21 protein-coding genes are annotated in these 24,722 nt (G+C 60.1%); 6 read left to right on the forward strand and 15 right to left on the reverse strand.

The genetic code is table 11. The annotated features are described in order from the left end of the window. Positions 1 to 3: 3 nt before the first annotated feature. The gene (locus ACKVY0_RS20140; RefSeq protein WP_409216638.1) at positions 4 to 1,143 is read right to left on the reverse strand and encodes an ATP-binding protein; all 1,140 of its coding nucleotides are present in this window, start codon (positions 1,141 to 1,143) and stop codon (positions 4 to 6) included. Beyond that, positions 1,140 to 1,838: a response regulator transcription factor gene (locus ACKVY0_RS20145; protein WP_409216639.1), complete on the reverse strand. Its 699-nt coding sequence runs from the start codon at positions 1,836 to 1,838 to the stop codon at positions 1,140 to 1,142. Before ACKVY0_RS20145 ends, ACKVY0_RS20140 begins: the two co-directional genes overlap by 4 nt. Before the next feature lie 145 nt (positions 1,839 to 1,983). On the opposite strand from ACKVY0_RS20145, the gene ACKVY0_RS20150 reads away from it, so the two are divergent. From ACKVY0_RS20150 to cphA (ACKVY0_RS20165), 4 genes are all read left to right on the forward strand, one after another. Further along, entirely contained in the window at positions 1,984 to 3,702 is a 1,719-nt protein-coding gene (locus ACKVY0_RS20150) for a hypothetical protein (RefSeq protein ID WP_409216640.1), read from the forward strand. 72 nt (positions 3,703 to 3,774) lie between these two features. Beyond that, a complete protein-coding gene (locus ACKVY0_RS20155) occupies positions 3,775 to 3,993 on the forward strand; it encodes a hypothetical protein (RefSeq protein WP_409216641.1) in 219 nt (72 codons plus the stop codon). A gap of 133 nt (positions 3,994 to 4,126) precedes the next feature. Then, positions 4,127 to 4,978 (forward strand): UDP-2,3-diacylglucosamine diphosphatase, encoded by an 852-nt coding sequence (locus tag ACKVY0_RS20160; RefSeq protein ID WP_409216642.1) that lies wholly within the window; start codon positions 4,127 to 4,129, stop codon positions 4,976 to 4,978. 205 nt (positions 4,979 to 5,183) lie between these two features. Further along, positions 5,184 to 7,337: a cyanophycin synthetase gene (cphA, locus tag ACKVY0_RS20165; RefSeq protein WP_409216643.1), complete on the forward strand. Its 2,154-nt coding sequence runs from the start codon at positions 5,184 to 5,186 to the stop codon at positions 7,335 to 7,337. 2 nt (positions 7,338 to 7,339) lie between these two features. On the opposite strand, the gene ACKVY0_RS20170 is transcribed toward cphA (ACKVY0_RS20165), so the two are convergent. From ACKVY0_RS20170 to ACKVY0_RS20190, 5 genes are all read right to left on the reverse strand, one after another. Next, positions 7,340 to 8,455, reverse strand: a complete 1,116-nt coding sequence (locus ACKVY0_RS20170; protein WP_409216644.1) for an acyltransferase family protein — start codon at positions 8,453 to 8,455, stop codon at positions 7,340 to 7,342. Next, on the reverse strand, positions 8,455 to 8,949 hold the full coding sequence (locus ACKVY0_RS20175) for a DUF1854 domain-containing protein (RefSeq protein WP_409216645.1): 495 nt from the start codon (positions 8,947 to 8,949) through the stop codon (positions 8,455 to 8,457). The genes ACKVY0_RS20170 and ACKVY0_RS20175 overlap by 1 nt, the downstream gene beginning before the upstream one ends. Next, positions 8,946 to 9,482 (reverse strand): DUF4411 family protein, encoded by a 537-nt coding sequence (locus ACKVY0_RS20180; protein ID WP_409216646.1) that lies wholly within the window; start codon positions 9,480 to 9,482, stop codon positions 8,946 to 8,948. Before ACKVY0_RS20180 ends, ACKVY0_RS20175 begins: the two co-directional genes overlap by 4 nt. Then, positions 9,482 to 10,639, reverse strand: a complete 1,158-nt coding sequence (locus tag ACKVY0_RS20185; RefSeq protein ID WP_409216647.1) for an ImmA/IrrE family metallo-endopeptidase — start codon at positions 10,637 to 10,639, stop codon at positions 9,482 to 9,484. The genes ACKVY0_RS20180 and ACKVY0_RS20185 overlap by 1 nt, the downstream gene beginning before the upstream one ends. Before the next feature lie 85 nt (positions 10,640 to 10,724). After that, positions 10,725 to 12,905 (reverse strand): ABC transporter ATP-binding protein, encoded by a 2,181-nt coding sequence (locus ACKVY0_RS20190; RefSeq protein WP_409216648.1) that lies wholly within the window; start codon positions 12,903 to 12,905, stop codon positions 10,725 to 10,727. Between the two features lie 148 nt (positions 12,906 to 13,053). Here ACKVY0_RS20190 and cphA (ACKVY0_RS20195) point away from each other — a divergent pair, with 148 nt between their 5' ends. Beyond that, positions 13,054 to 15,660 carry a cyanophycin synthetase gene (gene cphA, locus ACKVY0_RS20195; protein WP_409216649.1) on the forward strand — a complete coding sequence of 869 codons (2,607 nt, stop codon included), beginning with the start codon at positions 13,054 to 13,056 and terminating at the stop codon, positions 15,658 to 15,660. A 104-nt stretch (positions 15,661 to 15,764) separates the two neighbouring features. Here the strand turns inward: cphA (ACKVY0_RS20195) and ACKVY0_RS20200 are convergent, their stop codons facing one another. From ACKVY0_RS20200 to ACKVY0_RS20220, 5 genes are all read right to left on the reverse strand, one after another. Then, a complete protein-coding gene (locus ACKVY0_RS20200; RefSeq protein WP_409216650.1) occupies positions 15,765 to 16,856 on the reverse strand; it encodes a prenyltransferase/squalene oxidase repeat-containing protein in 1,092 nt (363 codons plus the stop codon). Positions 16,857 to 17,568: 712 nt separating this feature from the next. Beyond that, positions 17,569 to 18,978: a M81 family metallopeptidase gene (locus ACKVY0_RS20205; protein ID WP_409216651.1), complete on the reverse strand. Its 1,410-nt coding sequence runs from the start codon at positions 18,976 to 18,978 to the stop codon at positions 17,569 to 17,571. Between the two features lie 66 nt (positions 18,979 to 19,044). Beyond that, positions 19,045 to 19,380, reverse strand: a complete 336-nt coding sequence (locus ACKVY0_RS20210) for a HigA family addiction module antitoxin (protein ID WP_409216652.1) — start codon at positions 19,378 to 19,380, stop codon at positions 19,045 to 19,047. A gap of 40 nt (positions 19,381 to 19,420) precedes the next feature. Next, positions 19,421 to 19,717 (reverse strand): type II toxin-antitoxin system RelE/ParE family toxin, encoded by a 297-nt coding sequence (locus ACKVY0_RS20215; protein WP_409216653.1) that lies wholly within the window; start codon positions 19,715 to 19,717, stop codon positions 19,421 to 19,423. A 69-nt stretch (positions 19,718 to 19,786) separates the two neighbouring features. Further along, positions 19,787 to 20,758, reverse strand: a complete 972-nt coding sequence (locus tag ACKVY0_RS20220) for a L,D-transpeptidase (RefSeq protein WP_409216654.1) — start codon at positions 20,756 to 20,758, stop codon at positions 19,787 to 19,789. A gap of 246 nt (positions 20,759 to 21,004) precedes the next feature. Here ACKVY0_RS20220 and ACKVY0_RS20225 point away from each other — a divergent pair, with 246 nt between their 5' ends. Next, positions 21,005 to 21,847, forward strand: coding sequence for a class I SAM-dependent methyltransferase (locus ACKVY0_RS20225; protein ID WP_409216655.1), 843 nt, complete (start codon positions 21,005 to 21,007; stop codon positions 21,845 to 21,847). Between the two features lie 2 nt (positions 21,848 to 21,849). On the opposite strand, the gene ACKVY0_RS20230 is transcribed toward ACKVY0_RS20225, so the two are convergent. From ACKVY0_RS20230 to ACKVY0_RS20240, 3 genes are read right to left on the reverse strand one after another with little or no spacing between them, the layout of a single operon-like run. Then, positions 21,850 to 24,060: a trypsin-like peptidase domain-containing protein gene (locus ACKVY0_RS20230; protein WP_409216656.1), complete on the reverse strand. Its 2,211-nt coding sequence runs from the start codon at positions 24,058 to 24,060 to the stop codon at positions 21,850 to 21,852. Positions 24,061 to 24,082: 22 nt separating this feature from the next. Beyond that, positions 24,083 to 24,496 carry a type II toxin-antitoxin system VapC family toxin gene (locus ACKVY0_RS20235; RefSeq protein ID WP_409216657.1) on the reverse strand — a complete coding sequence of 138 codons (414 nt, stop codon included), beginning with the start codon at positions 24,494 to 24,496 and terminating at the stop codon, positions 24,083 to 24,085. A gap of 6 nt (positions 24,497 to 24,502) precedes the next feature. Next, the gene (locus ACKVY0_RS20240; protein WP_409216658.1) at positions 24,503 to 24,709 is read right to left on the reverse strand and encodes a hypothetical protein; all 207 of its coding nucleotides are present in this window, start codon (positions 24,707 to 24,709) and stop codon (positions 24,503 to 24,505) included. Positions 24,710 to 24,722 lie beyond the last annotated feature (13 nt).

Here is a 24,722-nt window from a genome sequence, read left to right on the forward strand (position 1 = left end):
GTTTCAGCCGGGCAATGGCACGCGTATGGTGAACACCGTGCGCACACCCGGACGGCTCTCCAGTTCGATGCTGCCGCCATGCGCTTCGACGGCATGCCTGACGATGCAGAGTCCGAGACCAGTGCCTTTGATCTCCTGCGAATGATCTTTCGCGCAGCGATAGAAGCGCTTGAACACAAACGGCACGTCCTCCGCGCTGATGCCAACACCGTCATCCTCCACGTTGAAGATGCATTCGTTGCGCGTCCAGTGACCGCTGATCTTCAGCCGCAGGCCGTTGCGCGGGTTTTCCTTCAGCGCGTTCTCGATGAGATTGGTGAAAATTTGATCCCAGTAAAAGCGGTCGCCATGCAGCAGGCCGCCATCATCAGGAAAATCCAGCGTGACGACCGGCTGGCGTGCTTCCACCAGCGGCATGAGATGCTCCAGCACATCCTCCACACAGCCGCGCACGAGAAAGGGGGCGATCTTCAACTGCGCGGCGTCGCCCTCCAGGCGTGAGATGGTGAGCATGTCGTCAATGATGCGCATCATGCGCCGGCTGTGCTTGTCCATCACCTCCAAACAGCGCTGCAATGAGGCGGGGTTCTTGATCATGCCGTTGCGCAGCGTTTCGATGTAGCCGTGAATGAGGGACAGCGGCGTGCGCAGCTCATGGCCCGCGTTGGTGACGAAGTCCTTGCGGATTTGCTCGGTCATCACGCGCCCGGTGGCATCCTCCACCATCACCCACACGCCATGTCTGCCAGCCTCTTGCCAGGGTGATGCTGACGCATGATAGAAGCGCTCGCCATGCAGTACCGCGCCCGCTGGGGCCGGAAAAACCAGATCCGTCTCCACGCGGCAGCGCTTACCTGCCGCATCGTTCACCAGCTGCGCGATGAACTCCAGCCCTCCCAGTCCAGCAAGTGTTTCACCCACGATCACTTGGAACGGCAAGAACAATACGCTCATCGCCAGATTGGCATGGGTGATGATGCCATCCTCATCCACGACGAGGATGCCCTGCGGCGTCTCATCCAGCAGCGCGGCAAAGAGCCGGCACTCGTCCAGCATGCACATCGGCGGTGACAAGTTCAGTCGTGAACCAACTTCAGCCTCCCGCAGTGAACGCACGGGTTCTTTCAATGCCGCCGCTGTCATGCCTTCACCTTCTGATCAACCTGACTTTGGAAAAAATAACCCTGACGGCGCAGCGTGCCGACGTGTGCTCCATGTGTACCCAACTTGTCACGCAGACGTTTGATATGCGTGTCCAGTGTGCGCGATTGCGTGTCATCAGCGTAGCCCCATACGGCGTTGAGCAGCTCTGCACGCGAGTGTATCACGTCGGGGTTCGCCATCAGCGTGGTGATGAGTTTCAACTCCGTGATGGTCAGCTCAATCTGCTGACCATTGATTGAGAGGGACATGTTCTTGCGGTCCAGCATGAAGTCCCCGATGCACTGCTCCGCCAGCATCACCACCTTTTGCGAGCGCCGCAGCACCGCACCGATGCGCAACATCAGCTCACGCGGGCTGAACGGCTTCGTCAGATAATCATCCGCGCCGCTCTCCAGCCCCGCGATGCGATCATTTGTCTGCGATCGCGCCGTGAGCATGATCACTGGAATATGGCGTGTCCGCGAATCCGCACGCAGCCGCCGATGCACCTGCACGCCGTCGATGCCTGGCAGCATAATGTCGAGCACGATCAGGTCGGGCGACGATTTGGTCGCTTCCGGCAGCACCGCCAGACCGTTGCCCACGGACACCACCTCGTGGCCTTCGCGTTGCAGGTGAAGGCTCACAAGATCGACAATATCTTTTTCGTCATCGACTACCAAGATTCTGCTCATGATTCGGGAGAAGCTGATTGTGACGGCATAACGGCATGACTGCCAAAGACTCCGATGTTACGATCTCGTCGCACAACAGCGGGTTGTGATGCCATGTGACGATTTCGTTGCTCATGATCTGCCAAAAAGCTCGCTAGTCTCCGCCGTGCCCACGCCTCTTCACCTCATCGACGCCATCGGTCCGTTTTTTCGTGGCCTGCAACGCCGCACCATCAACTGGTCGAAGATTCCCTTCGATCATCTCCAGCTCCACGAGCCGGAACGCACGCCGCAATGGACGCAAATTCGCGCCGATCTCGCCACCTTCGCCAGCAGGGTCAAAGACATCGGCTTCAACGCCGTTTCTCTCGATGATGTCACCCATCTGGCCGACCACGAGTGGTATGAGCCAGAAATCCGCGCCAAGATCACCGCTTATCGTGAAGAATTCTCCCGCTGTTTCGAAACCCTGCAGCAGCACGGCCTCGCCATCTATCTCACGATGGATTTCTTCTCGTCCACACCGGCCATCCGTGCCCGTGGCGTGCAGCCCGATGTCTTTGTGCGTGATCTACTGGACCGATTTCTCGCCGAGCTCCCGCAGGTTGCCGGAGTCATCATCCGCATCGGCGAATCCGACGGCCGTGATGTGAAGGATGATTTCCACAGTGAACTTCTCATCAAACAGCCATCTCAGGCAAATGCCTTTCTCAAACTGCTGCTGCCCGTCTTTGAGAAACATCACCGCGTGCTGGTCTTCCGCACCTGGACCGTCGGCGCCTATGCCATCGGCGATCTGATGTGGCATCGCGACACGTTCACGCAAGTGCTCGACGGCCTGACGAGCGATGCGCTGATCGTCTCGATGAAATACGGCGAGAGCGATTTCTTCCGCTACCTGCCGCTCAACCGGAACTTTTTCCGCACCAAGGTCGCCAAGATCATCGAGCTGCAAACACGGCGCGAGTATGAAGGCTGCGGCGAGTATCCATCCTTCGTCGGCTGGGAATATGAGCGCTATGCGCAGGAACTGCGGCACGCGGAAAACGTGGTGGGCTGCATGGTGTGGTGCCAGACCGGCGGCTGGGTGCCCTTTCGCCGATTGGCCTTCATCAACGACAGCGCCGTGTGGACGGAGTTGAACACCTTCGTCACGCTGCGGCTGTTCAAGGATGAAGCGCACGTCGAGGATGCCGTGCGCGAGTTTGCACAACGTCGCCACTGTCCTGATGATCGTGCCTTACTGGAACTGCTCCGCCTGTCTGATGAAGTCATTCGTGAGCTGCTTTACGTCGAGGACTTCGCCCGGCAGAAGCTGTTTTTCCGGCGCGTGCGCATCCCGCCGCTGCTCCAGGTGTACTGGCACAACATCTTCATCAGCCACAGCGTGCGCCGGGTGCTGCGCTTCTTCGTGCAAGACCCCGAAGGCTGCCTGCGGGCCGCCACCCGCTCACTCGAACGCATCACGCAGATGCAAACGCTCGCAGCGCAAGCTGGCATGCCGGTCGCAGACATCGAGTTCATGTATGACACCTTTTATCTCCTCGCCATGGCACGCGAGTACTGCTTTGGCAGCGATGATGAATCCCTGATCGAGCGTATTCGCACTGCCAAGAAGGCCTACAAAGCCAAGTATCCCAAAAACGGCCCGCGCTACCGCTACCGTGTGAAGCTGGACTTCAAACCACTGCTGCTACAGCCACGTTATCTTGCCTGGGGCATCAAACTGCTGTTCCGTCGCCAACGCGGCTACCGCATCGTGGACCGCCTCATCACGCTGCACCTCCTCTCGATGATCTACCGTGTGATCGCCAAGCGCCGACCGCGCTGGATTCCCGAGTTCGCCCGCGACAGCGCCATGGGAGTGGATGCGGTGTTTCGCTGAGCAAGTGCAGCAGTCACATACTTGTCACCCGATCCTGTTTGAAGCGCGCGCCGCTGCACTCAAGCAATGCGCATGTTCAACCCCCAGCAAGACGATCTTTACCAATTCCTCTCATGGCGCAAAAAAACGCGCTTTCTACGCCGCTATGGCGGCCCATTGCTGGCACTGCTGGTCTTCATCGCCTGCATCCATCTTATCTGGCAGGCGTATGGCCATCGCACCCAGAAGGGTAAAGACAACAAGCCAGAATCCAGGCAGGCCTGGCAGGTAAAAATCCCTGCGAAACGCTAAACGTCCACCCATGACGGAATCGAGGCTGGGATTCACCTTCACCAGCCACATGTGTGACGAAAAGGTTTCACTGGCACCCTTTGGTTCCAGCAAATGTCGGTGATTTTGAAGTTATTCACAATCCTGCCCGCCCATGAAAACCAAGCTCCGCATCAAGACGCTCTTCATGTCCGACGTCCACCTCGGCATGGCTGATTCCAAAGCCGTGCAAGCGGCGCATCTCATTCGCCACTGCAAGTGTGAAAAACTCGTGCTCAATGGCGACATCGTGGACGTTTGGGCGCTGAAAAGCTCGGGCCGTTGGACTCAGGAACACACGCACTTCGTGCGCACCGTGCTCAAGAAAATGGAAAAGGAAGGCACCGAGGTCATCTACCTGCGCGGGAATCACGACGACATCCTGGAGCAGTTCCTGCCCTTCAAAATCGGCGGCCTCTCGCTTGTTGATGAACACATTCATGCATCACCCCACGGCAATTACCTCGTGGTTCATGGCGATGGCTTCGATCATCTGACGACGAATCATGTCTGGCTCGCGAAAGTAGGGGCCGTCGGCTATGATCTGCTGGTGCGCCTCAACCGCGCCTACAACACCTGGCGGCGCTGGCGCGGCAAGGAATGCTTCTCCCTCAGCCGCTGGGTGAAATTGAAGGTCAAGCAGGCCGTCAGCTTCGTCGGTCGCTATGAGGAACAGCTTCAGAACCTCGCCCGCTGGAAAAAATGCCATGGCATCATCTGCGGCCACATCCACACCCCCGCCAACAAGCTGATCGACGACATTCATTACCTGAACTCAGGCGACTGGGTCGAAAGCATGACCGTCGTCGTTGAACATCTGGACCGCACTTTTGAAGTGCTCAGCTATCACGACTTCTGCCGCCTCACCGGCCGCCAGCCCAAAGGCACCACTCCGAGCATGGATGTCAGCAGCATCAGCGAAAAGCCGCTGGCGCTTCCGGCTCCGCAGGAACTGATGGCGGCATAGAACCACCACGTCCGCCTGGGGGTGTTGCATGGCGTTTTTTGCGCAGAGCGCCCTCTTCCGTGGCAGCAATTTCATACCGCTTGCCTGCGAGTGAGCGTTGTGGCGGGCCAGACCTCCCTGGTGTCGAAATCTGCCGGCAGTTTCCCCTGCATTTGCAAACCACGAATCCTTGCCTGTCACACGCGGACGCGTAATCTCGCCGCGCATGCCTGACCTCGACATCCGCGAAATCCACCTGCTCCGTGGCCCGAACATCTGGGCGAATTATCCTGTGCTGGAGGCGTGGGTGGATCTCGGCAGCCTGAAGGATGCTTCGTCGGAGGAGATTCCCGGTTTCAACGAACGATTGAAGTCCTGGCTGCCCGGCATGATCGAGCACCGGTGTAGTGTGGGCGAACGCGGCGGTTTTTTTCAGCGGCTGGATCGCGGCACCTATCCCGCACACATCCTGGAGCATGTCACGCTGGAGTTGCAGACGCTTGCCGGGCATCCGCTGGGCTTTGGCAAAGCGCGTGAGACCTGCATCGAGGGTTTGTACAAAGTCATCGCCCGTTATCTTGATGAAGTCGTGGTGCAGGAGTGCCTGCGCACGGCGCGTGAGCTGCTGCTGGCGGCCTACACCGGCGGCACATTCGATGTGGCGGCGGCAGTGACGCGCTTGCAGGACGTGGTGGATCGCAACGCACTCGGTCCGAGCACGAAGGCCATCGTGGATGCAGCAAAGGAGCGCGGCATCCCATGGCGCAGACTCCAGGAAGGCCGCAGCCTCATTCAACTCGGTCAAGGCGCGAAGCAGCGCCGCATCTGGACGGCGGAAACTGATCGCACCGGAGCGATTGCCGAATACATCGCGCAGGACAAAGACCTGACGCGCACTTTCCTGCGCCAGTCCGGCGTGCCGGTGCCGGAAGGCCGCATCGTGAGCAGCCCGGAAGATGCGTGGGAAGCTGCTGAGGACATCGGCATTCCTGTCGTGGTGAAACCAACGGATGCGAATCATGGCCGTGGCGTGTTCATTGACCTCAACACCCGCGAACAAGTCATCGAAGCCTATCCGCAGGCGCTCAAAGAAGGCACCGGCGTGATGGTCGAGCGCTTTATTCCCGGCGTGGATCATCGGTTGCTCGTCGTCGGCAGTAGTTTGATCGCCGCTAGTCGTGGCGATCCCGCAATTGTCATCGGCGACGGCAAAGGCACGATCATTGAGCTGATTGAAGACCAGTTGAACTCCGATCCACGCCGTGGCGAACTCGAAACCTGCCCATGGGACAAGATCGACACGGTTAAATGGGATCCAGTGATCCTGACCGATCTGCAAAACCAAGGCTACCAGCCCGACTCGGTGCCGCATGATGGCGAACGCGTTCTAGTCGCCCGATTCGCGAACTGGGCCATCGACATCACCGACGACGTGCATCCCAGCGTGCGTGAGCACGTCATCATCGCCGCCAAGGCCGCCGGTCTCGACATCTGCGGCGTCGATGTCGTGTGCGAGGACATTTCTCAGCCGCTCGAAAAACAGGGCGGTGCCATCGTTGAAATCAACGCCAGCCCCGGCCTGCTGATGCATTTGAAGCCTGCTGTCGGCAAAGTGCGGCCCGTTGGCGAAGCGATCATCGACATGCTGTTCCCCGCAGGTGATGACGGCCGCATTCCTGTCATCGGCATCACCGGCACGCATGGCAAAACGACCACCACGAAGCTGCTCGCCCATCTGCTGCATGCCACTGGCAAGTTCCTCGGCGTCTGCCACAGCGATGGCCTGCAGTTTGGCACACGCCACGCGGTCTCGAAGCAGGGCGACCGCATTTTCGGCGCGCAGGGCGTCCTGCTGCATCCATGGACCGAACTGGCGATCTGTGAGACGAGCGCCGAGTCCATCATTCTCGAAGGCATTGGCTACGACCGCTGCCAGATCGGCGTGGTGCTCAATGTCGGCACCGAGCACCTCGGCCTCGGCTATCTCGACACGCTGGAGCAGATGACGAAGGTGAAGCGCTGCGTCGTCGATGTCGTGCTGCCCGGCGGCACCGCCGTGCTGAATGCCGATGACGCCCACGTCGCCAGCATGGCGGAGTATTGCAAAGGCAGTGTCATGTTCTTCTCCCGCGACGCGGCAAATTCAATCCTCACCGCGCATCAGGAGCAAGGCGGCCGCGCTGTCTTCGTGCAACAGGACGCGATTCACCTCGCCGAAGGCGAGAACGAGCGCCGTTTATGCCCGCTCAGAGATGTTTCACTGCCGCTCACCGGCCATTTTGCCTTCCACATCGAGAATGTCCTCGCCGCCGTCGGCGCGGCCTGGGCGCAGGGAGTCAGTGATGCAGCCATCGCCGCAGGGTTACGTAGCTTTGAATGATCTCATACGCGCAGGAAAATCTTCCTTCGATGCAGCCACAGCAGGATGAGCCAGAGAATGAGCAGGCTGCATGCGCCGATCATGGCAGGCTGCAATTCGGGCCCAAAGATTTGAAACGGGCGCGTCCCCAGATGCCGTTGCAGGCTCTCAGCGAGAAAGTCTTCGAGAAAGTGGCGCATGAGATACATGGCAAGGGAGTTCATGCCGATGACGATGAAGACAAAGGCCCAGCGTTGATGTTTTTTCACATCCACGAGCTGATACAGCGCCGCCAGGATGAGGAAGCATACGCCACCACTGAGAAACACCCAGGCGGGCGTCCACAGGCGCTTCACGATGGGACAGATGCCGCCGCAATGCAGCACGAGGCTGAACGCGATGCATGCCAGCCCGGCAATGAGGAGCCGTTTCGTGGCTGTGCCGGCCTGTTGGAGCCACGTTCCGGCCATCAGGCCGAGAATCATGGTGCCGATCGTCGGAATGAAGTTCAGCGTGGTGTAGCCGCCGAGCCAGCCGGTGTAGGTGACGCGCCGTGGGAACTGATTGAGCAGCCAGACATCGAACGAGTGGCCAGCATTGCTGTTGCGGTTCCAATGCGCGAAAAAGCCGCTGAATGGCTCACCACCCGTGATCGGTGCCAAAACATAAAACAGCCAGTAACCGAGCAAAATGGCCACGAAGGCGCTCCAGCGCACTTTGGTGCCAGCAAAGGCCAAAACGAAGACCACCATGTAGCCAAGGCCGGTTTGCGTGAGCGTTTCATCAAAGGTCCAGTTCGTCATCGGGCGGTCGATGCTGCGAATGAAGATGCCGAGCACGATGAGCACCAACGCCCGCCACAACGCATGCAACGTCATGCTGCGCAGCGTCTGACCTTTGGCCGTGCGTGAGGTCACGGAAAACACCAGCGATACGCCGGTTAGAAACGCGAAAGAGGGATGAATGAGATCATTCAGCGAACAGCCGACCCATGGAATGTGCGATGAATGAAAGCCGATGAAGCGCCACCCGACACTGTCCGGAAAATGCAGCGCTACTTCATCCAGTTCCAGCAAGCGCATGCCCACGAGGAACATGACGATGCCGCGATACACATCGAGTGAAGACAGGCGTTGCATCAGTAATAGCGTTCGAGCTTGCGGCGGCTGTCGCGGTCCAGTTCGGCGGCGTTTGGCACCAGGTAACGTGTCCCCAGTTTATCGATGATGACGAGGCGGCCGCCGCCCAGGCTTTGAATGCTTTCATCCGTCTCGATGCGGAAGGTGGTGGTGCCGCGATCGGTTTCTACGAACCAGTCGTGCCCATCCGTGGCGCGGGTGATGGTGATGATGCGGCGGATCACCGGCACAAAATGACGTTTGGCGAGTGCCGCCTCCAATGCGGCACGTTGTGTCGCGTCGAGAGTCGCCGGGTCTTCGATGCAGGCAATTTCCTGACCGCGTTCGTCGAGGATCGCGATCCAGTGCGCGGGATCGGTGAGCGGGAAGAGGCGCAACGGACGCACATTGGCGTTTTGGAGCATGGAGATGAGATCGGTCATGCCGCGTTCACCTCCACCATGGTCATCGACGAGGATCGGGCTTTCGAGGCCTTTTTCGGACGTGTCAGTCATAGCCAATCTTCTCCATCCTTTTGTTTCTCCATCACAAACCTTGCCTTTAGCTCCCGCAGCATGGCAAAGGTGTCGATCCACGGCACACCAAACTGCTTGCAGACGTTCGGAAGAGGCACCCGCTTCTTGGCATCAGGAGAAAGCTCCTCATGCGTCACTACTACATGATTGGGATGTGCCAGCGCGTAGGCGGGTAGCCAACCGTCCGCAACGCTGGCAAACTCAGCTTTCGCCTCCGTTTTGAACTGCTGATGCTCCTGCACCCACTGCATCATCGAGGCAAAGTTTCCCACGACCTCCGGGGTCTCCGTACTTTCAAACAGGGTCTTGGGCGTCTTCGCGGCCACCCATTGCTCCAGTTCATCCCCAGCAAGGATTTCTTTCCTCACCCGGTCGATGCTTACCACACGTCCTTGAGCGTGCATGATGAGCAGTAAGTCCCAGAACCCCGGATGGAAGGAAAACGCATACCAGCGCCGGTGTGCCTGCACGAGTACATTGGCATCTAGGACATAGACGGTGCCTTGTTTCATCATCGCATCGGGTAGCCGAGCGTCTCAGCGTATTTGGTGAAGGTTTCACCGTGCATTCCTGTTAGGTGGTAGGCCTCGCGGTAGAGCAGCTTGCCCTCCCTCGCCGCACGCACCACGGCTTGGCCGAAGCGCTGACCCACGCGCACGTTTTGATTGTTCCAGAAGCTCCCGCCAGAAGCATGAGCGGCCTCCTTCCGGCGTTCGTCGTCGAGGTAGGCGTTGTAGAAGTCAAAGAAAGCCTTCTTCTCGATCAGACCCAGGTCTAGCACACGCCGCGCCGCCACGATGGCGCTCACCTTGAAGCGCCGCGCCAGCGCTTGAAACGGTTCTTCCGCACGTATGGCCTGCTCCCAGCAGCCATGCACTTCTGTCACGGGCATGAGAAACTCCGCCGCCACCTGATTACACCATATCTCGACATCCACGGGAGGTGCTTGCAACGCTTCAAAGTTGGAGACGCCGTCTTTGCCGATCCATAAATGCGCCATCTCATGGGCAAAGGTAAACATTTGCGCCGACTTGAAGTCCGCCCCGTTGATGAAGATTAGCGGCGCATAGCTATCACACAGCGCAAAGCCGCGAAACTCATCCGGGTTGAGCTTCCGGGAAGTATTGTTCCCCACCACTCCGTTGATCACAATGAGGATGCCCGCTGTCTCGATCTTCTGGCGGAGGTGCGTCAGCGCGTCCGCCCAGGACTTCTCCTGGCTCGCCCAGCCATCCATGAAGCCCAACGTCCGCCGCATATCCGCCGCCACCTCGACCGGATCACTGTGCAGCGTCGCCCGCCCGACAAAGGCCAGCGGCTCATCACCTTCCTCGATCAAAAAGTCGCGCATCCAGGCTTGGCGCACCTGCATCGTCTGCACTGTCTCCAGCAAATCCGGGCTGGGACGCTTCACAGGAGCATCCTTGAGCGTGCGGAAGTCCGGGATGGGCAGTTTGTCTTCCGGCGGCTTTTGCAGGAAAAAGTAACCCTCAGGCGTGTGCGTCACATGCGCCAAATCCTGCATCTTGGCGAAGGTGATCTTACCGTCCTGCTCCCACGCTGTCACCCTGTCCTCCGTGGTGTGCAGCTTCTTCGCCAGGACAGTCTCTCCCAAGCTCGCTCGTTCGCGAGCCCATTGCAGGACTTTGGGCTGGAGGGTCAGTTGCATCTGGTGGTGCAATAGAACGGTTTTGGGGTCTGCAAGTCAACCCGTGACGGGCAGAAACTTCTTTGGAGCATGGCAACGAGATCGGTCATGCCGCGTTCACCTCCACCATCGCTTGATGCAGCCGCGCATAGGTGCCGCTGCGGTTCATGAGATCCGCATGCGTGCCGGTTTCACTGATGACGCCATTTTCGATGACCACCAGCCGATTGGCCTTCCGCAAGGTGCCGAGACGATGCGCGATGGCGATGGTGGTGCGGCCTTTAACGAGATGGTCGAGCGCCGCCTGGATTTCACGTTCCGTTTCGGTGTCCACGGAAGAAGTCGCTTCATCCAGAATCAAAATCGCCGGATCAACGAGCAAGGCACGCGCGATGCTGATGCGCTGCCGTTCACCACCCGAAAGCTGCTGTCCGCGCTCGCCGACCATCGAATCGTAAGCGTCGGCCAGCTTCATGATGAAATCATGCGCACGTGCGGCCTTCGCGGCGGCGATGATCTCCGCCCGTGTGGCCGCCGGCTTCCCATAGGCGATGTTTTCGGCGATGGTGCCGAAGAACAGATACGGTTCCTGCAACACGAGGCCCAGATTGCGGCGGTAGTCGATCACATCGATCTCCCGCAGGTCATGGCCATCCACCAGCACCGCGCCTTCGCTCACATCAAAGAAGCGGCAGGCCAGATTGACCAGCGTGGTCTTCCCTGCCCCGCTGGGGCCGACGAGGCCGATCATTTCGCCGGGTGCAATCTTGAGATTGATGCCACGAATGATCTGTCGTGAGCCATGGCGGAATTTGATGTCGCGGAACTCAATTTCACCGCTCAATCTGCCGACTTTGCGCATGCCTGAGGTAATCGGCATGTCGGGTTTTACATCAAGGATTTCAAAGATGCGGTGCGCGCTGGCCGCCGCACGCTGCGCCGAGGCGACGAAGCGGCTCATGGAGTCCAGCCTGCCGTAAAATTTCCCGACATAGAGCACAAAACCCGTCAGCACACCGACCGTGGTTTGACCGTGCGCCACAGCCCACGCTCCAGCAGACCACACGACGAGCAGACCGATGTCGGTGAGCAGGTAGATCGTCGGTTCAAAGAAGGACCAGGTGCGGTTCACGCGGTCGTTGGTGTCGAAGATGTGCTGGTCCTGGGCACGGAAGCGTTCGATCTCACGCTGCTCCTGCGCAAAGGCCTTCACCACGCGCACACCGGGGATCGTGTCTGACAGCACGCTGTTCATCGCACTCCACGCCCGGCTGGCCGCCGCAAAGCCACCGCGCAGGTTGCCGCGCACCCATTGCACCAGCCACGCCACGATGGGCAGCGGCCCCAGCGCGGCAAAGGCGAGCATGGGATTAATGGTGAACAGGATCGCCGCCGTGAAGATGATGGTCAGCACATCGCAGGCGAAGTCGATGAAGTTGATCGAGATGAACAGCGAGATGTTGTCTGTGTCCGAGCCGATGCGGGAAATGAGGTCGCCAGTGCGCTTCTTATTAAAGTAGGTGAGCGAGAGCTTCTGCAAATGCTCGAACGTCGCCCGGCGCATGTGACTGGTGACGCGTTCGGCCACGCGCGAAACTACATACGTCGTCGCCCACTTCAGCAGCCAGGTCAGCAGTGCAGCGCCGGCCAGTCCGGCCACAAACTGATACAGATGCTTCACATGCACCTCGTGCGTGGCGCTTTGCAGCGGAATGAGCACATCATCCACCAGCGACATCGTCAGCCACGGCCCGATCAGACCTGCGCCGGTGCTGGCGACGGTCAGCGCAAACCCCATCGCCATGAGCTGGTACCATGGGCGCGAGAACTTGAACAGGCGCACCAGCGGTTTGCCGGTGCTGGTCACGGTTTCCGGCTCGTCCGTGGAAAACACGTCTTCTTCATCATCTGGCGCGTCTGTTTCGGCGATGACTAGGCCGCGCTGCTCTTTGAAGCGTGCCAGGAAGGCCTCCACCTCGCGCAAATGGCCGGCGGTGAGCCGCCAGTGCCAGATGCTCGCCTCCGCCTGCATCAGGTGAATCGCCGCCGTGGCGCCCATCTCCTCCAGTTTCAAATCCTGCACGTCAGCAAGGTTCCACGCCTGCGACAAAGCCTGCTCCACGTGCAGCAACCGCGTGTTGGTGAGCACGATCAGGCCGCCATGAAAATGCAGGCTTGCATCCAGATCGATCAGCAACCGGGCCACCATGCGCTCTCCCGTGACCAGTTGCGCTTCCGCAAGCTGGATCAGGGTTTCGTGGGCTGCGCTGGGAGGTTTGAGGGACAAGGAGTTCGAAAACGACTGCCGACAGTCCGGTGAATGCCGGTGTTGTCAAACAGGTGCAAGATCGTCATCGCGTTCTCGTTTCCCGCCGATCTTTCCCTTGACCCTGCGCCCGACAACGGGCAATTCGCCTCACGCGCTCCCCCTCTGCTTGTCCACGCCCGTCACATCCTGCGAGCTTCGCTCCACCACTGTCCGCAAAATCCACGCCCTGCGTGGACCGAATCTTTGGGCGCGTGAGACCGTTCTGGAATGCCGGGTGGAATTTCCGGCGCTGACCGAGGTCGTCCCCAACTGGCAGGCTTGGCTTGTCTCCTGGCTGCCCGCACTTGAAACCACCATTACTGAGATCGGCAAGCCGCCGGATGAGCAGACGCTCGCCACACTTCTCCAGCACATCACGCTGCATCTGCAAAGCCGCACCGACCTCCAGGCCACTTTTGGCAAAGTGCTGCCGACGGCGCAACCCGGCGTGCTGCGCATCATCACGCAGTTCGATGAGGAGGCCGTGGCCCGCGCTGCATTCCAACTCGCCCGCCGATTGATCGACGCCGCACTCTGGGGCCAGACCTTCGATGTGAATTCCGCCATCACTGAGCTGCGCGAACTCGCGCAGGATGTCTGCCTCGGCCCCAGCACGAGGGCGATGGTGGATGCCGCACGCCTGCGTGGCATTCCGGTGAAACGCCTCACCGCAGGCAGCCTGGTCCAGCTCGGCTGGGGCGTGAAGCAAAAGAAAATTCTCGCCGCCGCCACCAGTCAGACCAGCGCCATCGCCGAAGACATCGTGCAGGACAAAGACCTCACACGCCGCCTTTTGCTTGAAGTCGGCCTGCCCGTGCCGCAGGGCCGTCCGGTCAAATCTGCCGACGACGCCTGGGCCGCTGCGAATGAAATCGGCCTGCCCGTTGTGGTAAAGCCGCTCGATGGCAATCAGGGCCGTGGCGTTGCTTTGAATCTCTACACCCGCGAACAAATCGCCACCGCCTACGATGCCGCGTTCGCAGAGAGCGATTCGGTGCTCGTCGAGCAGTTTGCCGAAGGCGAGGACTATCGCGTGCTCGTCATCGGGCGCGAACTCATCGCCGCCTCGCGTCGTCATCCCGCTCATGTCATTGGCGATGGCGAACACACCATCCAGGAACTCATCGCCGAGAAAAATCGTGACCCGCGTCGTGCCGCCGATCATGCTGCGGCCTTGAGCAAGATCCGCATTGATGCCGTCGCGCTGGCCGTTCTCGCCGAGCAGGATGTCACACCTGATTCGATCCCCGAAACGGGCCGCATGATCCTCATCCGCCGCAATGCCAACCTCAGCACCGGCGGCACGGCGGTCGATTGCACCGCCGAGGTGCATCCCACCATCTGCGCCGCCGCCGTCGAAGCCGCGCAGACCGTCGGCCTCGACATCTGCGGCATCGACATGATCGCGCCCAACATCAGTCAGCCGCTCAGCCCGCGTAACGGCGTCATCATCGAGCTGAACGCCCGCCCTGGCCTGCGCATGCATTTGTATCCCTCCGAAGGCGAACCGCGTTCTGTCGGCAAGGCGGTGATCGACACGATGTTTGCCGCCGATTGCAATGGCCGTATCCCCATCGTCGCCGTGACCGGCGTGAACGGCAAAACGACCACCACCCGCTTCATCGCGCATCTCCTGAGCCAAACCGGCTGGCGTGTCGGACTTACCAGCACGGATGGCGTCTTCGTCGGCAATCGCATGATCGACAGCGGTGATTGCAGTGGCCCAAAAAGCGCCCGCAGCATCCTGTCTTATCCGCTCAGCGACGCCGCCGTGCTCGAAACCGCCCGTGGCGGCATTTTGCGCGAAGGACTCGCCTTTGATCACTGTGATGTCGCCGTCGTCACCAACATCGGTGCTGGTGATCACCTCGGCATCAACGAAATCGACACCGCCGAGCAGCTTGCCGAAGTGAAGCAGTGCATCGTCGCCGCCGTGCCTGCCACCGGCACCGCCGTGCTCAACGCCGCCGATCCGCTCGTCGTGAAAATGGCCGAGACCTATCCGCGTCGCACGATCTTCTTCGCCCTCGACGGTGAAAACGCCGTCATCGTGCGACATCGCATCAAAGGCGAACGTGCCATCTTCACCCGCGACGGCCACATCATCCGCGCCGAAGGCCCGCGTGAGGATGTCTTCATGCCGTTGAGTGAAATTCCTCTCACCCACGGCGGCAAAATCGGTTTCCAAGTCGAAAACACCCTCGCCTCCGTCGCCGCCGCCTGGGCGCTGAGCATCGACGATGATCTCATTCGTCAGGGCGCACGCAGTTTCATCCCCAGCCTCGATCAAAACGCCGGACGCTTCAATGTTCTCGACCTCAACGGCATCACCGTCATCGTCGATTACGGCCACAACGTCGATGCCCTTCGCGCCCTGCTCGACGGCCTGCGTCAGTTCACCAACCCGCGCCGCCTCGTCGTCTATACCTCCGCCGGAGATCGTCGTGACAGTGACATCATCGAGCAAGGCCGCATGCTCGGCACCGAATTCGACGAAGCCTGGCTTTTTGAAGGCGATTACGTCCGTGGTCGTGAATCCGGCGAAATCATGCAGCTCCTCGCTCGTGGCCTCGAAAACGCCTCACGCACCAAACGCATCGAGCAAATCCTCGGCCACCTCAAAGCCGTCGATCTCGCTCTGGAATCCGCCCAACCTGGCGATCTCGTCATGATCCAGGCCGACACCGCCGACGAAACCGTGCAGCACCTCAAGGACAAGCACGGCGCAAAATAAGGAGGATAGGCTTCCTGCCTGTCAGCGGATCGAGGCGTCCCGCCTTTGAGTGGACAAGGCGGGACGCCTCAGTCCATCGACAGGCCAGAGGCCTATCCTCCGAGTCACCGCTCAAACACCGACTCCTCCGCGCGATCTGCGACCTTGAGATAGCGGTAATAGACTTCGAGTTGCAACGTGCAGAGGCACTGGCGGTAGATCGCATCCGCAGCATCGCCCGCAGGCCAGTTCGGCCGGCCATGCTTGAAGGAGCCATCCGCCTGCTGCGCACCGAGCACCTGCGGCAGAAATTGCGCGTTGTAGAACTTCCAATCGTCCCCGCCCTGCTGGAAGAACGCCTGTGTGTAGTAATACCAGCAGTAGAGATTGCAGTTGCGCTCCCAGTCGAGCGGTTCGGCGGTGAGGAACTCGCGCAGGAAGTGAATGCCCTTCTTCACGTTCGTCGCTTTGTTCTTCGCCAGCGTTTGCAGACCCAGCACGCCGCAGCCCGTGAGACTCCATTGGTTGTAGTGCTCATCACGGTTCGTTTTGCCGAAGCCGCCATCTTTCGTCTGCTTCGTTTCCAGATAGTCACAGCAATGTTTGATCGCCTCATCCAGTCCCGCGATCTTCAAACCCGAGTGCTTCGCGGCCTTGAGCGCCTGAAACTGCCAGCCCGTAACGGACAGATCCTCCCCCCTGCTGTCTTTGTCATAGGCGTGCAGTTTGCCACCGTAGGACCAAGCGCCACGCTCATTCTGATGCGCGATGATCGTCTGCACGCCCTGCTCAAACGTGTCGCGCAGCCCCGGCAGGCTGTTCTTGCCAAGACGATAGAACGAATACATCTCGCCCAACGCATACGTCGCGATGCCGTGCTCATACGTCGCCGCATTCACCAGTGGCGTCTCCGACAGGATGCCATGTGGATTCTTCCGCGCGAGTTCGACGAGGTAGAGCATGCCATTGCGCACATTGTCGCCATAGAACGGCGATTCCGGCGTCTCGCAGCGTCCCAGAAAGCACAGCAGCGACAATCCCGTCATCGCCGCCTTGTTCGCACGCCCCCACGAGCCATCCGGGTTCTGCTGCGACTTCAACCACTCCAGCGAACGCGACACCGCCAGCTCACACTCCGGCGTGCCGCCATTCTGCCGCAGTTTCTCCAGCCGGCTTTGAGTGGAACAACGCGCACCCAACAGGTGTGGCAGGTCCATCACTCGATTGGCAGGACCACTGCCACGAAGCCCGATCGTGCCTCTCTGCACTGCGTCCGATGACAGTTTCACACCTGCCACCCCCATCCCTGATTCTGGAAGCACAAGCGGCTCCACATCAGCCACTGGGATCCCGCAACCACCCTCTACGGCCAGACGTGACTTGGGCTGCTTTCTCGCCAATGAAGCATGGTTCTTCATGGTCACTCGATGTTCCAGATCACGAGAAGCCTTCTCTCCGGCTTCAGTGGTTCCCGCAGGAAGAAAATCCGGTGGTGGGCGCAACACCTGGCTGCTGATGATGATCGCTCCGGCGAGCAACAAGATAACTGCATGCACGATGATGCTGAGCATGAGTGATCCGCCTCCGAGTTGACACCAGAAGCGCAACAAGCGCGATTGCCGTGGCTGCACAGGAACGGGAACAGGTTCAGGCAGTGTCTCCTCGACCGCCGTGGCCACCGGAATGGGAACTACCATCACTGGCGGTTGAAAGCGTTCCCAGCCCGGTGGGATTTGATAGTTCGGCGGCAGTGGCTGGCGAAGATCGTGTGTGTTCATGGCGGCGTGAAGTTCACGCGGCATGACGCAGCACGACGAATCCTCTTGGGATGAGTTTTGGAGGATAGGCTGCCAGCCTGTCAGCGGATCGAGGCGTCCCGCCTTTGATCGGAAAAGGCGAGACGCCTCAGTCCATCGACAGGCCGGAGGCCTATCCTCCAGAGCGGCGCTTGCCCAAATGGCTGCTGCACGGCCCTGGCGTGTCCACCCAGAGCATGCGGGCGGCAATTTTATCGTAAGCACGGCGATGCGCGACGGCGGCCTTGACGCCGACGATGGCGAGATTCTCCACCGCGATGCCCTGGCTGTGCCATTGGCCGAGATCAAAGGGCGGTGTCTTGATGCTGGTGATGAGAATCGTGATGCCGGCGCGTTTCACTACCGCACAGCGGCCCATGTCGAAAACATCGCCGCACATGCTGGCGAGGTGGCTGTTTTTGTCTTCGAGTTCAAAACGACCGTCGTTGAGAGCGATGAGTTCGACATCGAGTTCGAGCGGCCCGGCATCGAGGCGGCTGCCTTTGCCACCGATGCTGATGCGGCGTTTGCCAGCTTCGAGTTCGCGCACGGCGGCGGGATCGCAGAGGCAGACGACGGCGTTCTCAATGCCATGGCGGAGCAAGGCACGCAGCAGGCCGGTGCAGTCGCCAGGAGCACCACCACCGATGTTGTCGGAAGGCTCCACGAGCACGGTGAGGCCCGCAGGCAACGGCTTGAGTAAGGCGAGCACGTCATCGACAGGAGGATCGACGACATCACCGAGGTGTCGCAGCTCATGCGCACGTTTGGCGAGCGCTTCAAGCTGCGGTGTGGCATCGGCGCTGGTGCAGGCGACGAAGCTAACGCCGGTATCAGGCGTGTCGGCGAAACTGAAGCCCGCGACGATGCTCATGGACCAGAGCGCGTCGTTTTCGCCCTCAAACTGTCGCGCCATCGCTTCGAGCGAGCGCATCGGATCATTGGCTGTGCCAGTTCCCGTGGGCGGCCAGACGATGCCGGGCTGTTGGAGCTGCATGCGCGGACGTTGGCCAGTCGTGAGACAACGGTTCAGCAGTCGAGCAGCGATCAGGCCGGCATCGCGTGCATCGGTGTGCGGATTTTCGCGATAACCGACGAGACAATCCGCCAGTGCTGCCATTCTTGGCGAGAAATTGGCATGAAGGTCGAAAACGCCGAAGATGGGGACGTTCGTGATCGAGCGCAGGCGCTGCAGTACTTCGCCTTCCACATCAGGAAAGCTCTGCGTGACCATCGCGCCATGCAGCACGAGGTAGATGGCATCGTAGCCGCCCTGCTGCGCAACAGGGGCAACATCGCTCCAGAAACACTCGATGACTTCATCCGTGACGATGGCGGAAGGTTGCGCGCGGTAATCGGCGGCGGGCACCATTTCCCAGCCGAACTCATCGGCGAGTTCGAGCACACCGCCGAGCGGTGAGCTGTCGCCTTTGCAGGCGAGCATGTCATCGCCAAGGCGGATTTGGAAATCACTCAATGGCGTAACGCCATCAAGGAAGGTGTGGGTTTCGTGGAAGAGACCGGCGATGAGGATGCGTGGCATGGCGGCTGGCTGCGCGATGAAAGGTTCGAGGAATGCTGCGTGCAAAGGCGGTCCATGGCCCAAACGTCACGCGGCGGCAAGCTCTGGCAATTTCACGATGGCGGCATACTCCGCGCCCTTCTCGGCACGAGCGAGACGCATGTCATAATCGTGCTGGAGATTGAGCCACAGCTCGGGGCCAGTGCCGAAGGCGTTCCCGAGGCGGATGGCGGTGTCTGGCGTGATGCCACGGCGGCCTTTGATGAGGTCGTTGATGCGGCTGACACTGATGCCCGTGGCTTGCGCGAGGCGATACTGGCTGATGCCAGCCGGTTCGAGAAACTCCAGCAGCAGGAGTTCGCCAGGATGGGCGGGGCGAAGCGTGCCTGGCTTAGTTTTGGCTTTGGTTTTGGTGGTGCTCATTGTCTGGGTGTTGTGCAGTGTTTGAATGGCCCCTCATGGGCTAATGGTAGTCGGTGAAATCAACGTTGCGAAGTTCTAGCGGCAGCTCGGTGCAGGTGAAGGTGATGCGCCATTGGTTGTTCACGCGGACGCTCCACAGCTCGGGCTGATTCTTGCGCTGGCCGCCGAGCTTTTTGCAATGCAGTCCCGGCACGGCCTGCAAGACGGCGATGGCCGAAGCGGCATCCAGCAACTGAAGCTTGCGCAACGCCTGTTCTTGAACTGCCACCGGCACGCGCTTGATGGGCTTGCCGCTGAAGATGTCAGCGGTGGCTTGAGTGGCGAAGTGAACAATCACGGGTGCAGCATACCATTGCCGGAACAGGCGCAAGCCTTTCTTTCTGTTTTCGCGTATTTTTGACGAGTTTTAACGCACAATGACCCGCGATCCTGGCCGGATAAGCAGCGGCAGGCGGATGGCATCCCAATTCGCAAAACGCACGCAACCGGCGCTGCGGGCACGCCCGATGGTGCGTGGCAGTGCGGTGCCGTGCAGGCCGATGCCCGATTTGCTGATGCCGCACCAGATGATGCCCACGGGGCTGTTCGGTCCCGGTGGAAGCTGATGCGCTTCATCGCCACGCACGCCTTCTTCGAGGAACTGCTTGTCGTAACGGAAGCTCGGTGTGTTCATGATGGTTTTCACACTCCACTGGCCCACGGGAATGAACTGCGGCTTGCCGGGCGTGATGGGAAACGCGGCGAGCATCATCTCCTTGGCGCTGTAAACCGCCGCCATGCGTTCGACCGTATCCACGACGATGGTGTGTGTGCTGAGCGTGGCATCCTCTTTGTAGCTCTGCATCGGTTTCACGTCTTCGATGCGGAAGGATTTCACGTTCGGCACGACGACGATGTCGCCGGGCTTCAGCGCGGCCAAGTTCTTCTTCGGATTGATGGTGGCGATGAAGGTTTCGTCCGTGTGAAAGCGCTCGGCGATGAGTTCGACGAGGCTGCGGTAGGCCATGAACGGAAATTTGGCCTGTTCCTCGGGATCCTCGGGCAGGTCGGGATTCACATACCTGAGCAGGATGGGTTGAATCTTGAAGGCGGCATAAGCAATGGGCACCTCCTGTGCCGCCGCCGCCAGCACCATGTCCCAGTTGTAGAGGTCACGCTGGCCGTGGGCATAGTTGTAGTTCACCACGGCCTTGTACGTGAACTCGCCGAGCGCGCCATCGAGCTTGCCGGGGCCGAAGAAGTTTTTATCGAGGAAAATCTGAATGCGCAGGATCGTGTCGCGTTCCTTCGGCACCGAAGGATCATCTTTGGCCGGACCGGTGTCCTGGGCGGAGGCCGTGAGCGCGAGTGCGCAGATCAAGAGGAGGTGTTTCAGCATCGCGGCATGCTAGATCACCGTCAGAAATGAGCAAGCCGCCGCAACAATGTAGGATGGGTGTGGCGACAGCCCGCCCGTCTGGTTTGCCATCACGAAGACGCCATAACACGCCCAAGCCGTCGGGCGGTGCTGCGAAGCTGGTCACAGAGCTGGCGAAACGACAGGTCGCAGCACACACCCTACCTACCTGCCGCAAACAGCGCGAGTTCTTGCCTGAAACGACTCCGACGCTTAGCTTTGCCGCATATGCCCATCACCGTCACTGAAGCCCGCACTCCAGAGCAACTCCGCCAGCATTACGAGGTGGAACGCGAACTCGCCGACCGGCTGCGACGGGCAGCGAGGGAGGAACGCCGCACGCTTTACTCCGAGGTCTATGACGAGCTGTTCAAACGTGTGCCATTGCACCCACAGCACACGAACAAGTCTTCGCCAGAGCGCCTTGCCGCCGATGTGCGCGAGAAAATGGCAATCCTCGCCCCCTTTCTGAATGAAGACGCTGTCTTCCTCGAAGTTGGTCCCGGCGACTGCGAACTGGCCAAGACCGTCGCGGAAAAAGTCGCGCGCGTGCTGGCCGTGGACGTTTCAGATGAAATCACCCGAAAGCGCGAACTTCCGGCGAATTTGCGGCTGGTGATCTCGGACGGCAGTTCGATTCCCGTGCCGCCGGAGAGCGTGAACGTGGCCTACAGCAACCAGTTGATGGAACATCTGCATCCTGACGATGCGCTGGAGCAACTGCGGCATCTGCACACCGCCCTGAAAAGCGGTGGTGTTTACATCTGCATCACGCCGAGCCGCCTGACCGGCCCCCATGACATCAGTTGCTATTTTGACCGCGAGGCGACGGGGTTTCACCTCAAGGAATACACCGTGGGCGATCTGGCGGCGTTGTTTCGCGCCGTGGGCTTCACGAAGGTCCGCATCATCTTCGGCGGGCACGGCAAATTCATGCTGCTGCCGACCTGGCCGGTGGCGATCTGCGAGAAACTGCTCGCGCTGCTGCCCATCGGCCTGCGCAAGGCCATCGCCCTGAAACCGCCGTTCCGCTGGCTGTTTGGCGTGCGGCTGGCGGGATTCAAAGACTGATCTCAGCGCAGTGATTGCAGCCAGACATCGAGCTGCTGAATGAGTTCAGGCGGGCCGTCGTTGGGAAAGTTGTCGATGAGCCAGCGGATGTCCTCGCGAGCGCCGGCTTTTTCCCCGAGACGCTGGCGCATTTGGGCGCGGGTGAGGCGTTCAGCGGCGGACGTTGGGTCGATGGCGAGAACGAGATTCAAGTAGGGCAGTGATTCACGCACGGAGCGCGTGTCATCGACAGCGGCTCCCATGAGATTACGCAGCATGCGCAGCACGATGGTTTGTTTCGTGGTGGGTTCGAGCGAACCTTCGGGGAACTGGCCGTTGTCAGTGAGATCGAGTGCGGCCTGCGCGACGGTGAGAAGTTTGCCGCGTTCAAAGACATCAACGAGCTGAAGCTCGCCTTCGGGACCGTCGCGATAGCCTACCATGAATTTACCGGGCAGCGGCACGCCGAACACGCCCTGCACGCCGAGAGCGGAGGCCAGTTCGACGTAGAGCACACTCAGCGTGATGGGCAGGCCTTCACGGTCGTCGATCAATTCGTTGAGGTAGCTGTTGGAGCGGCTGCTGTAGTCGTGGCGGCTGCCGTGGAAGCCGTTTTCTTCGAAGAGATAGCGATTGAGGCGCTTCACGGCGGGAATGGTGCCTTTTTTGATCTCGGGATCGTCTTTGAGATCGGCGACCATGGCTTTGAAACTCGCGAGGTAGGAGGCGATCTCGATTTCCGGGTTGTCGTGGCGGGCGAGCAGGAGCGAACAGCGCATGAGATCGATTTCCGGCTCCGGTTTGGCGAGTTCGGCGAGGATTTCCTTCGTCATCGCACGGCGATGCAGTTCGCGTTCGAGTTCGCGCAGCTTGGCGGCTTCTTCTTCGAGTTTGCGGCGCTGCTCGACGAGCACACGACGGGCGGCGGCGGGATTGTCGAGCAGGTTGTCGAGCGTCTGGTTGGTAGTGGCGGCGGCGGCGATGAATTCTTCGACTTTGGAGCGCAGCTTGGAGGCGACTTCGGGCTGGAGCGGTTTTTCGGCGAGATCGGTGCCGATGCGGAAGCTACGGAACTCAGCGACGGTGGTTCTGAATTTGCACAGGCCGGCGACACCGCCGCGCAGGCCGGTGTCGTCGCTTTCGATGACTTGTTTGCCGTTCACGAAGCAGACGATGCGTTCGGGTTCGACGCGGACGCGGAGGGTGTTCCAGTCGTTGGGTTGGTAGGCGTCGTTCGGCACATCGGCGAGGATGGTCCAGGAATAGACATCGGGGCCGTCGAAGCGGGTGAGGCGCAGTTTGCCGCCGGAAGGATAGAAGCCGTAATGCTTGTCGCCGCCATCGGCGCAGAAGGCAAGGCCGGCGGCGCCGGATTCGTCATCAAGTCGCACGGTGGTAGTGATCTCGAAGGTGTCTGCGGGGACTGTTTGCGTGGAAAGGCAGAGGGCACGACCGCCGAAGCCGGAACCGGGGAACTCGGATTTGATGACGCCAGCGTGCTGGGTCCACTGCGCGCCGAGATGGGTCTTCCACAGCTTGGCATTGATCACGCCGATGGTGAGCCAGCGTGACATGGGAACGGGATTGGGTTTTTCGATGAGTGTTTTGAGCAAGTTCACCGGCATGGCGAAGCCGAGGTTGTCGGTCTTCAAGGATTTGAGCGTGAGGATGCCGAGCACGCGGCCCTGCATGTCGAGCATGGGGCCGCCGCTGTTGCCTTTCTCGATGGGGACGGCGACTTGCAGCATGTCCTGGCCGTCGATGTCGCGCGTGGCAGAGAGGACGCCCTGCACGATGCTGAAGCCGAGGCCTTCCGGTGCGCCCATGGCGACGATGGGATCGCCCTGACGCACTTTGGCGGAATCGCCGAGCGGCAGCGGCTTGAGGCCCTTGGCGTCGATCTTGAGCAGGGCGAGGTCGAGATGGGTGTCGCTGGCGTGGATGGCGGTGACGACGTGCGTTTTGCCATCATGCATCTCGATCTGAAGGCGACGCGCTTCGCCGATGACATGCAGGTTGGTGGCGATGAGGCCGTCTTCACTCACGATAAAGCCCGAGCCAATGCCATCGGTGCCTTCACGTCCGAGTTGGGTGATCTTGACGAGCGAGGGGCGGATGGTTTCGGCGAGATCGGCGGCGGTGTGTGCGGCAGGGGCCTTGGGTTTGGCGGCGGCGACCAGGTGGCCTACGGAACACACGGAATACACGGAAAGGAGCAAAAGGAATGGCTTCATGGTGGGTTTTGAAGAGCGGATTTCAGTCCAGCCAGTTCTCATAATGGAGTCCTGGGATTATTTCAAAGTCGGCACGGTTGCGGGTCAGCAGGATGGCGTCGTATTCCAGCGTGATGCAGGCGATTTTGAGGTCCATGGTGCCGACGCGGATGCCTTGCTGGCGAAACACCCGGAATCTCGAGGCGGCCTCATCATCCCAAGGAAGTCTCACCAAGCCCGACGTTACCATGAACAGTTTTTCCAGCTCGCCATACGCCCAGACCTGCTGACTGGGGTCGCGATAGGAGGCGATCTTCGCCAGCCAGCCTCGACAAGCCTCCTCCACCGTGACGATTGTGGCCACCACGGCCCCGTTTTCCATTCGCGATCTCAAACGACGGCCCACAGGAGAGTCGTAACAGAGCTCCCGCAGATGATTCGTGTCGAGAACGAACATGCCGGTTTACGGAGAGGTTTGTGCTTTCCGCCAGGCTTCTCCCAGCGCCCAGGCTTCACGGGCGTCAGGGGTGTCCTGCATGGTCCCAAATGCCTGACGTCCGTTTCTGCCTGTCTTGCGGATCAGGTCGATCACGGCAGCTTTTTTCCGGCGGGCGCGGACGAGATCCTCGTCCACGGCTGCCGTTTCGGTGGATGATTCGATGGATTGCATGAGGCGGAGTGTA

This window comes from Prosthecobacter sp. (genome assembly GCF_046154365.1).
Lineage (GTDB): Bacteria > Verrucomicrobiota > Verrucomicrobiia > Verrucomicrobiales > Verrucomicrobiaceae > Prosthecobacter.

Excerpts from the sequence above, each read along its gene's own strand:
- ACKVY0_RS20140 (WP_409216638.1), bottom strand. The coding sequence starts at position 1,143 with ATGACAGCGGCGGCATTGAAAGAACCCGTGCGTTCACTGCGGGAGGCT.
- ACKVY0_RS20145 (WP_409216639.1), bottom strand. The coding sequence starts at position 1,838 with ATGAGCAGAATCTTGGTAGTCGATGACGAAAAAGATATTGTCGATCTT.
- ACKVY0_RS20155 (WP_409216641.1), top strand. The coding sequence starts at position 3,775 with ATGTTCAACCCCCAGCAAGACGATCTTTACCAATTCCTCTCATGGCGC.
- ACKVY0_RS20160 (WP_409216642.1), top strand. The coding sequence starts at position 4,127 with ATGAAAACCAAGCTCCGCATCAAGACGCTCTTCATGTCCGACGTCCAC.
- cphA (WP_409216643.1), top strand. The coding sequence starts at position 5,184 with ATGCCTGACCTCGACATCCGCGAAATCCACCTGCTCCGTGGCCCGAAC.
- ACKVY0_RS20170 (WP_409216644.1), bottom strand. The coding sequence starts at position 8,455 with ATGCAACGCCTGTCTTCACTCGATGTGTATCGCGGCATCGTCATGTTC.
- ACKVY0_RS20175 (WP_409216645.1), bottom strand. The coding sequence starts at position 8,949 with ATGACTGACACGTCCGAAAAAGGCCTCGAAAGCCCGATCCTCGTCGAT.
- ACKVY0_RS20180 (WP_409216646.1), bottom strand. The coding sequence starts at position 9,482 with ATGAAACAAGGCACCGTCTATGTCCTAGATGCCAATGTACTCGTGCAG.
- ACKVY0_RS20185 (WP_409216647.1), bottom strand. The coding sequence starts at position 10,639 with ATGCAACTGACCCTCCAGCCCAAAGTCCTGCAATGGGCTCGCGAACGA.
- ACKVY0_RS20200 (WP_409216650.1), bottom strand. The coding sequence starts at position 16,856 with ATGGACCTGCCACACCTGTTGGGTGCGCGTTGTTCCACTCAAAGCCGG.
- ACKVY0_RS20205 (WP_409216651.1), bottom strand. The coding sequence starts at position 18,978 with ATGCCACGCATCCTCATCGCCGGTCTCTTCCACGAAACCCACACCTTC.
- ACKVY0_RS20210 (WP_409216652.1), bottom strand. The coding sequence starts at position 19,380 with ATGAGCACCACCAAAACCAAAGCCAAAACTAAGCCAGGCACGCTTCGC.
- ACKVY0_RS20220 (WP_409216654.1), bottom strand. The coding sequence starts at position 20,758 with ATGCTGAAACACCTCCTCTTGATCTGCGCACTCGCGCTCACGGCCTCC.
- ACKVY0_RS20225 (WP_409216655.1), top strand. The coding sequence starts at position 21,005 with ATGCCCATCACCGTCACTGAAGCCCGCACTCCAGAGCAACTCCGCCAG.
- ACKVY0_RS20230 (WP_409216656.1), bottom strand. The coding sequence starts at position 24,060 with ATGAAGCCATTCCTTTTGCTCCTTTCCGTGTATTCCGTGTGTTCCGTA.
- ACKVY0_RS20235 (WP_409216657.1), bottom strand. The coding sequence starts at position 24,496 with ATGTTCGTTCTCGACACGAATCATCTGCGGGAGCTCTGTTACGACTCT.
- ACKVY0_RS20240 (WP_409216658.1), bottom strand. The coding sequence starts at position 24,709 with ATGCAATCCATCGAATCATCCACCGAAACGGCAGCCGTGGACGAGGAT.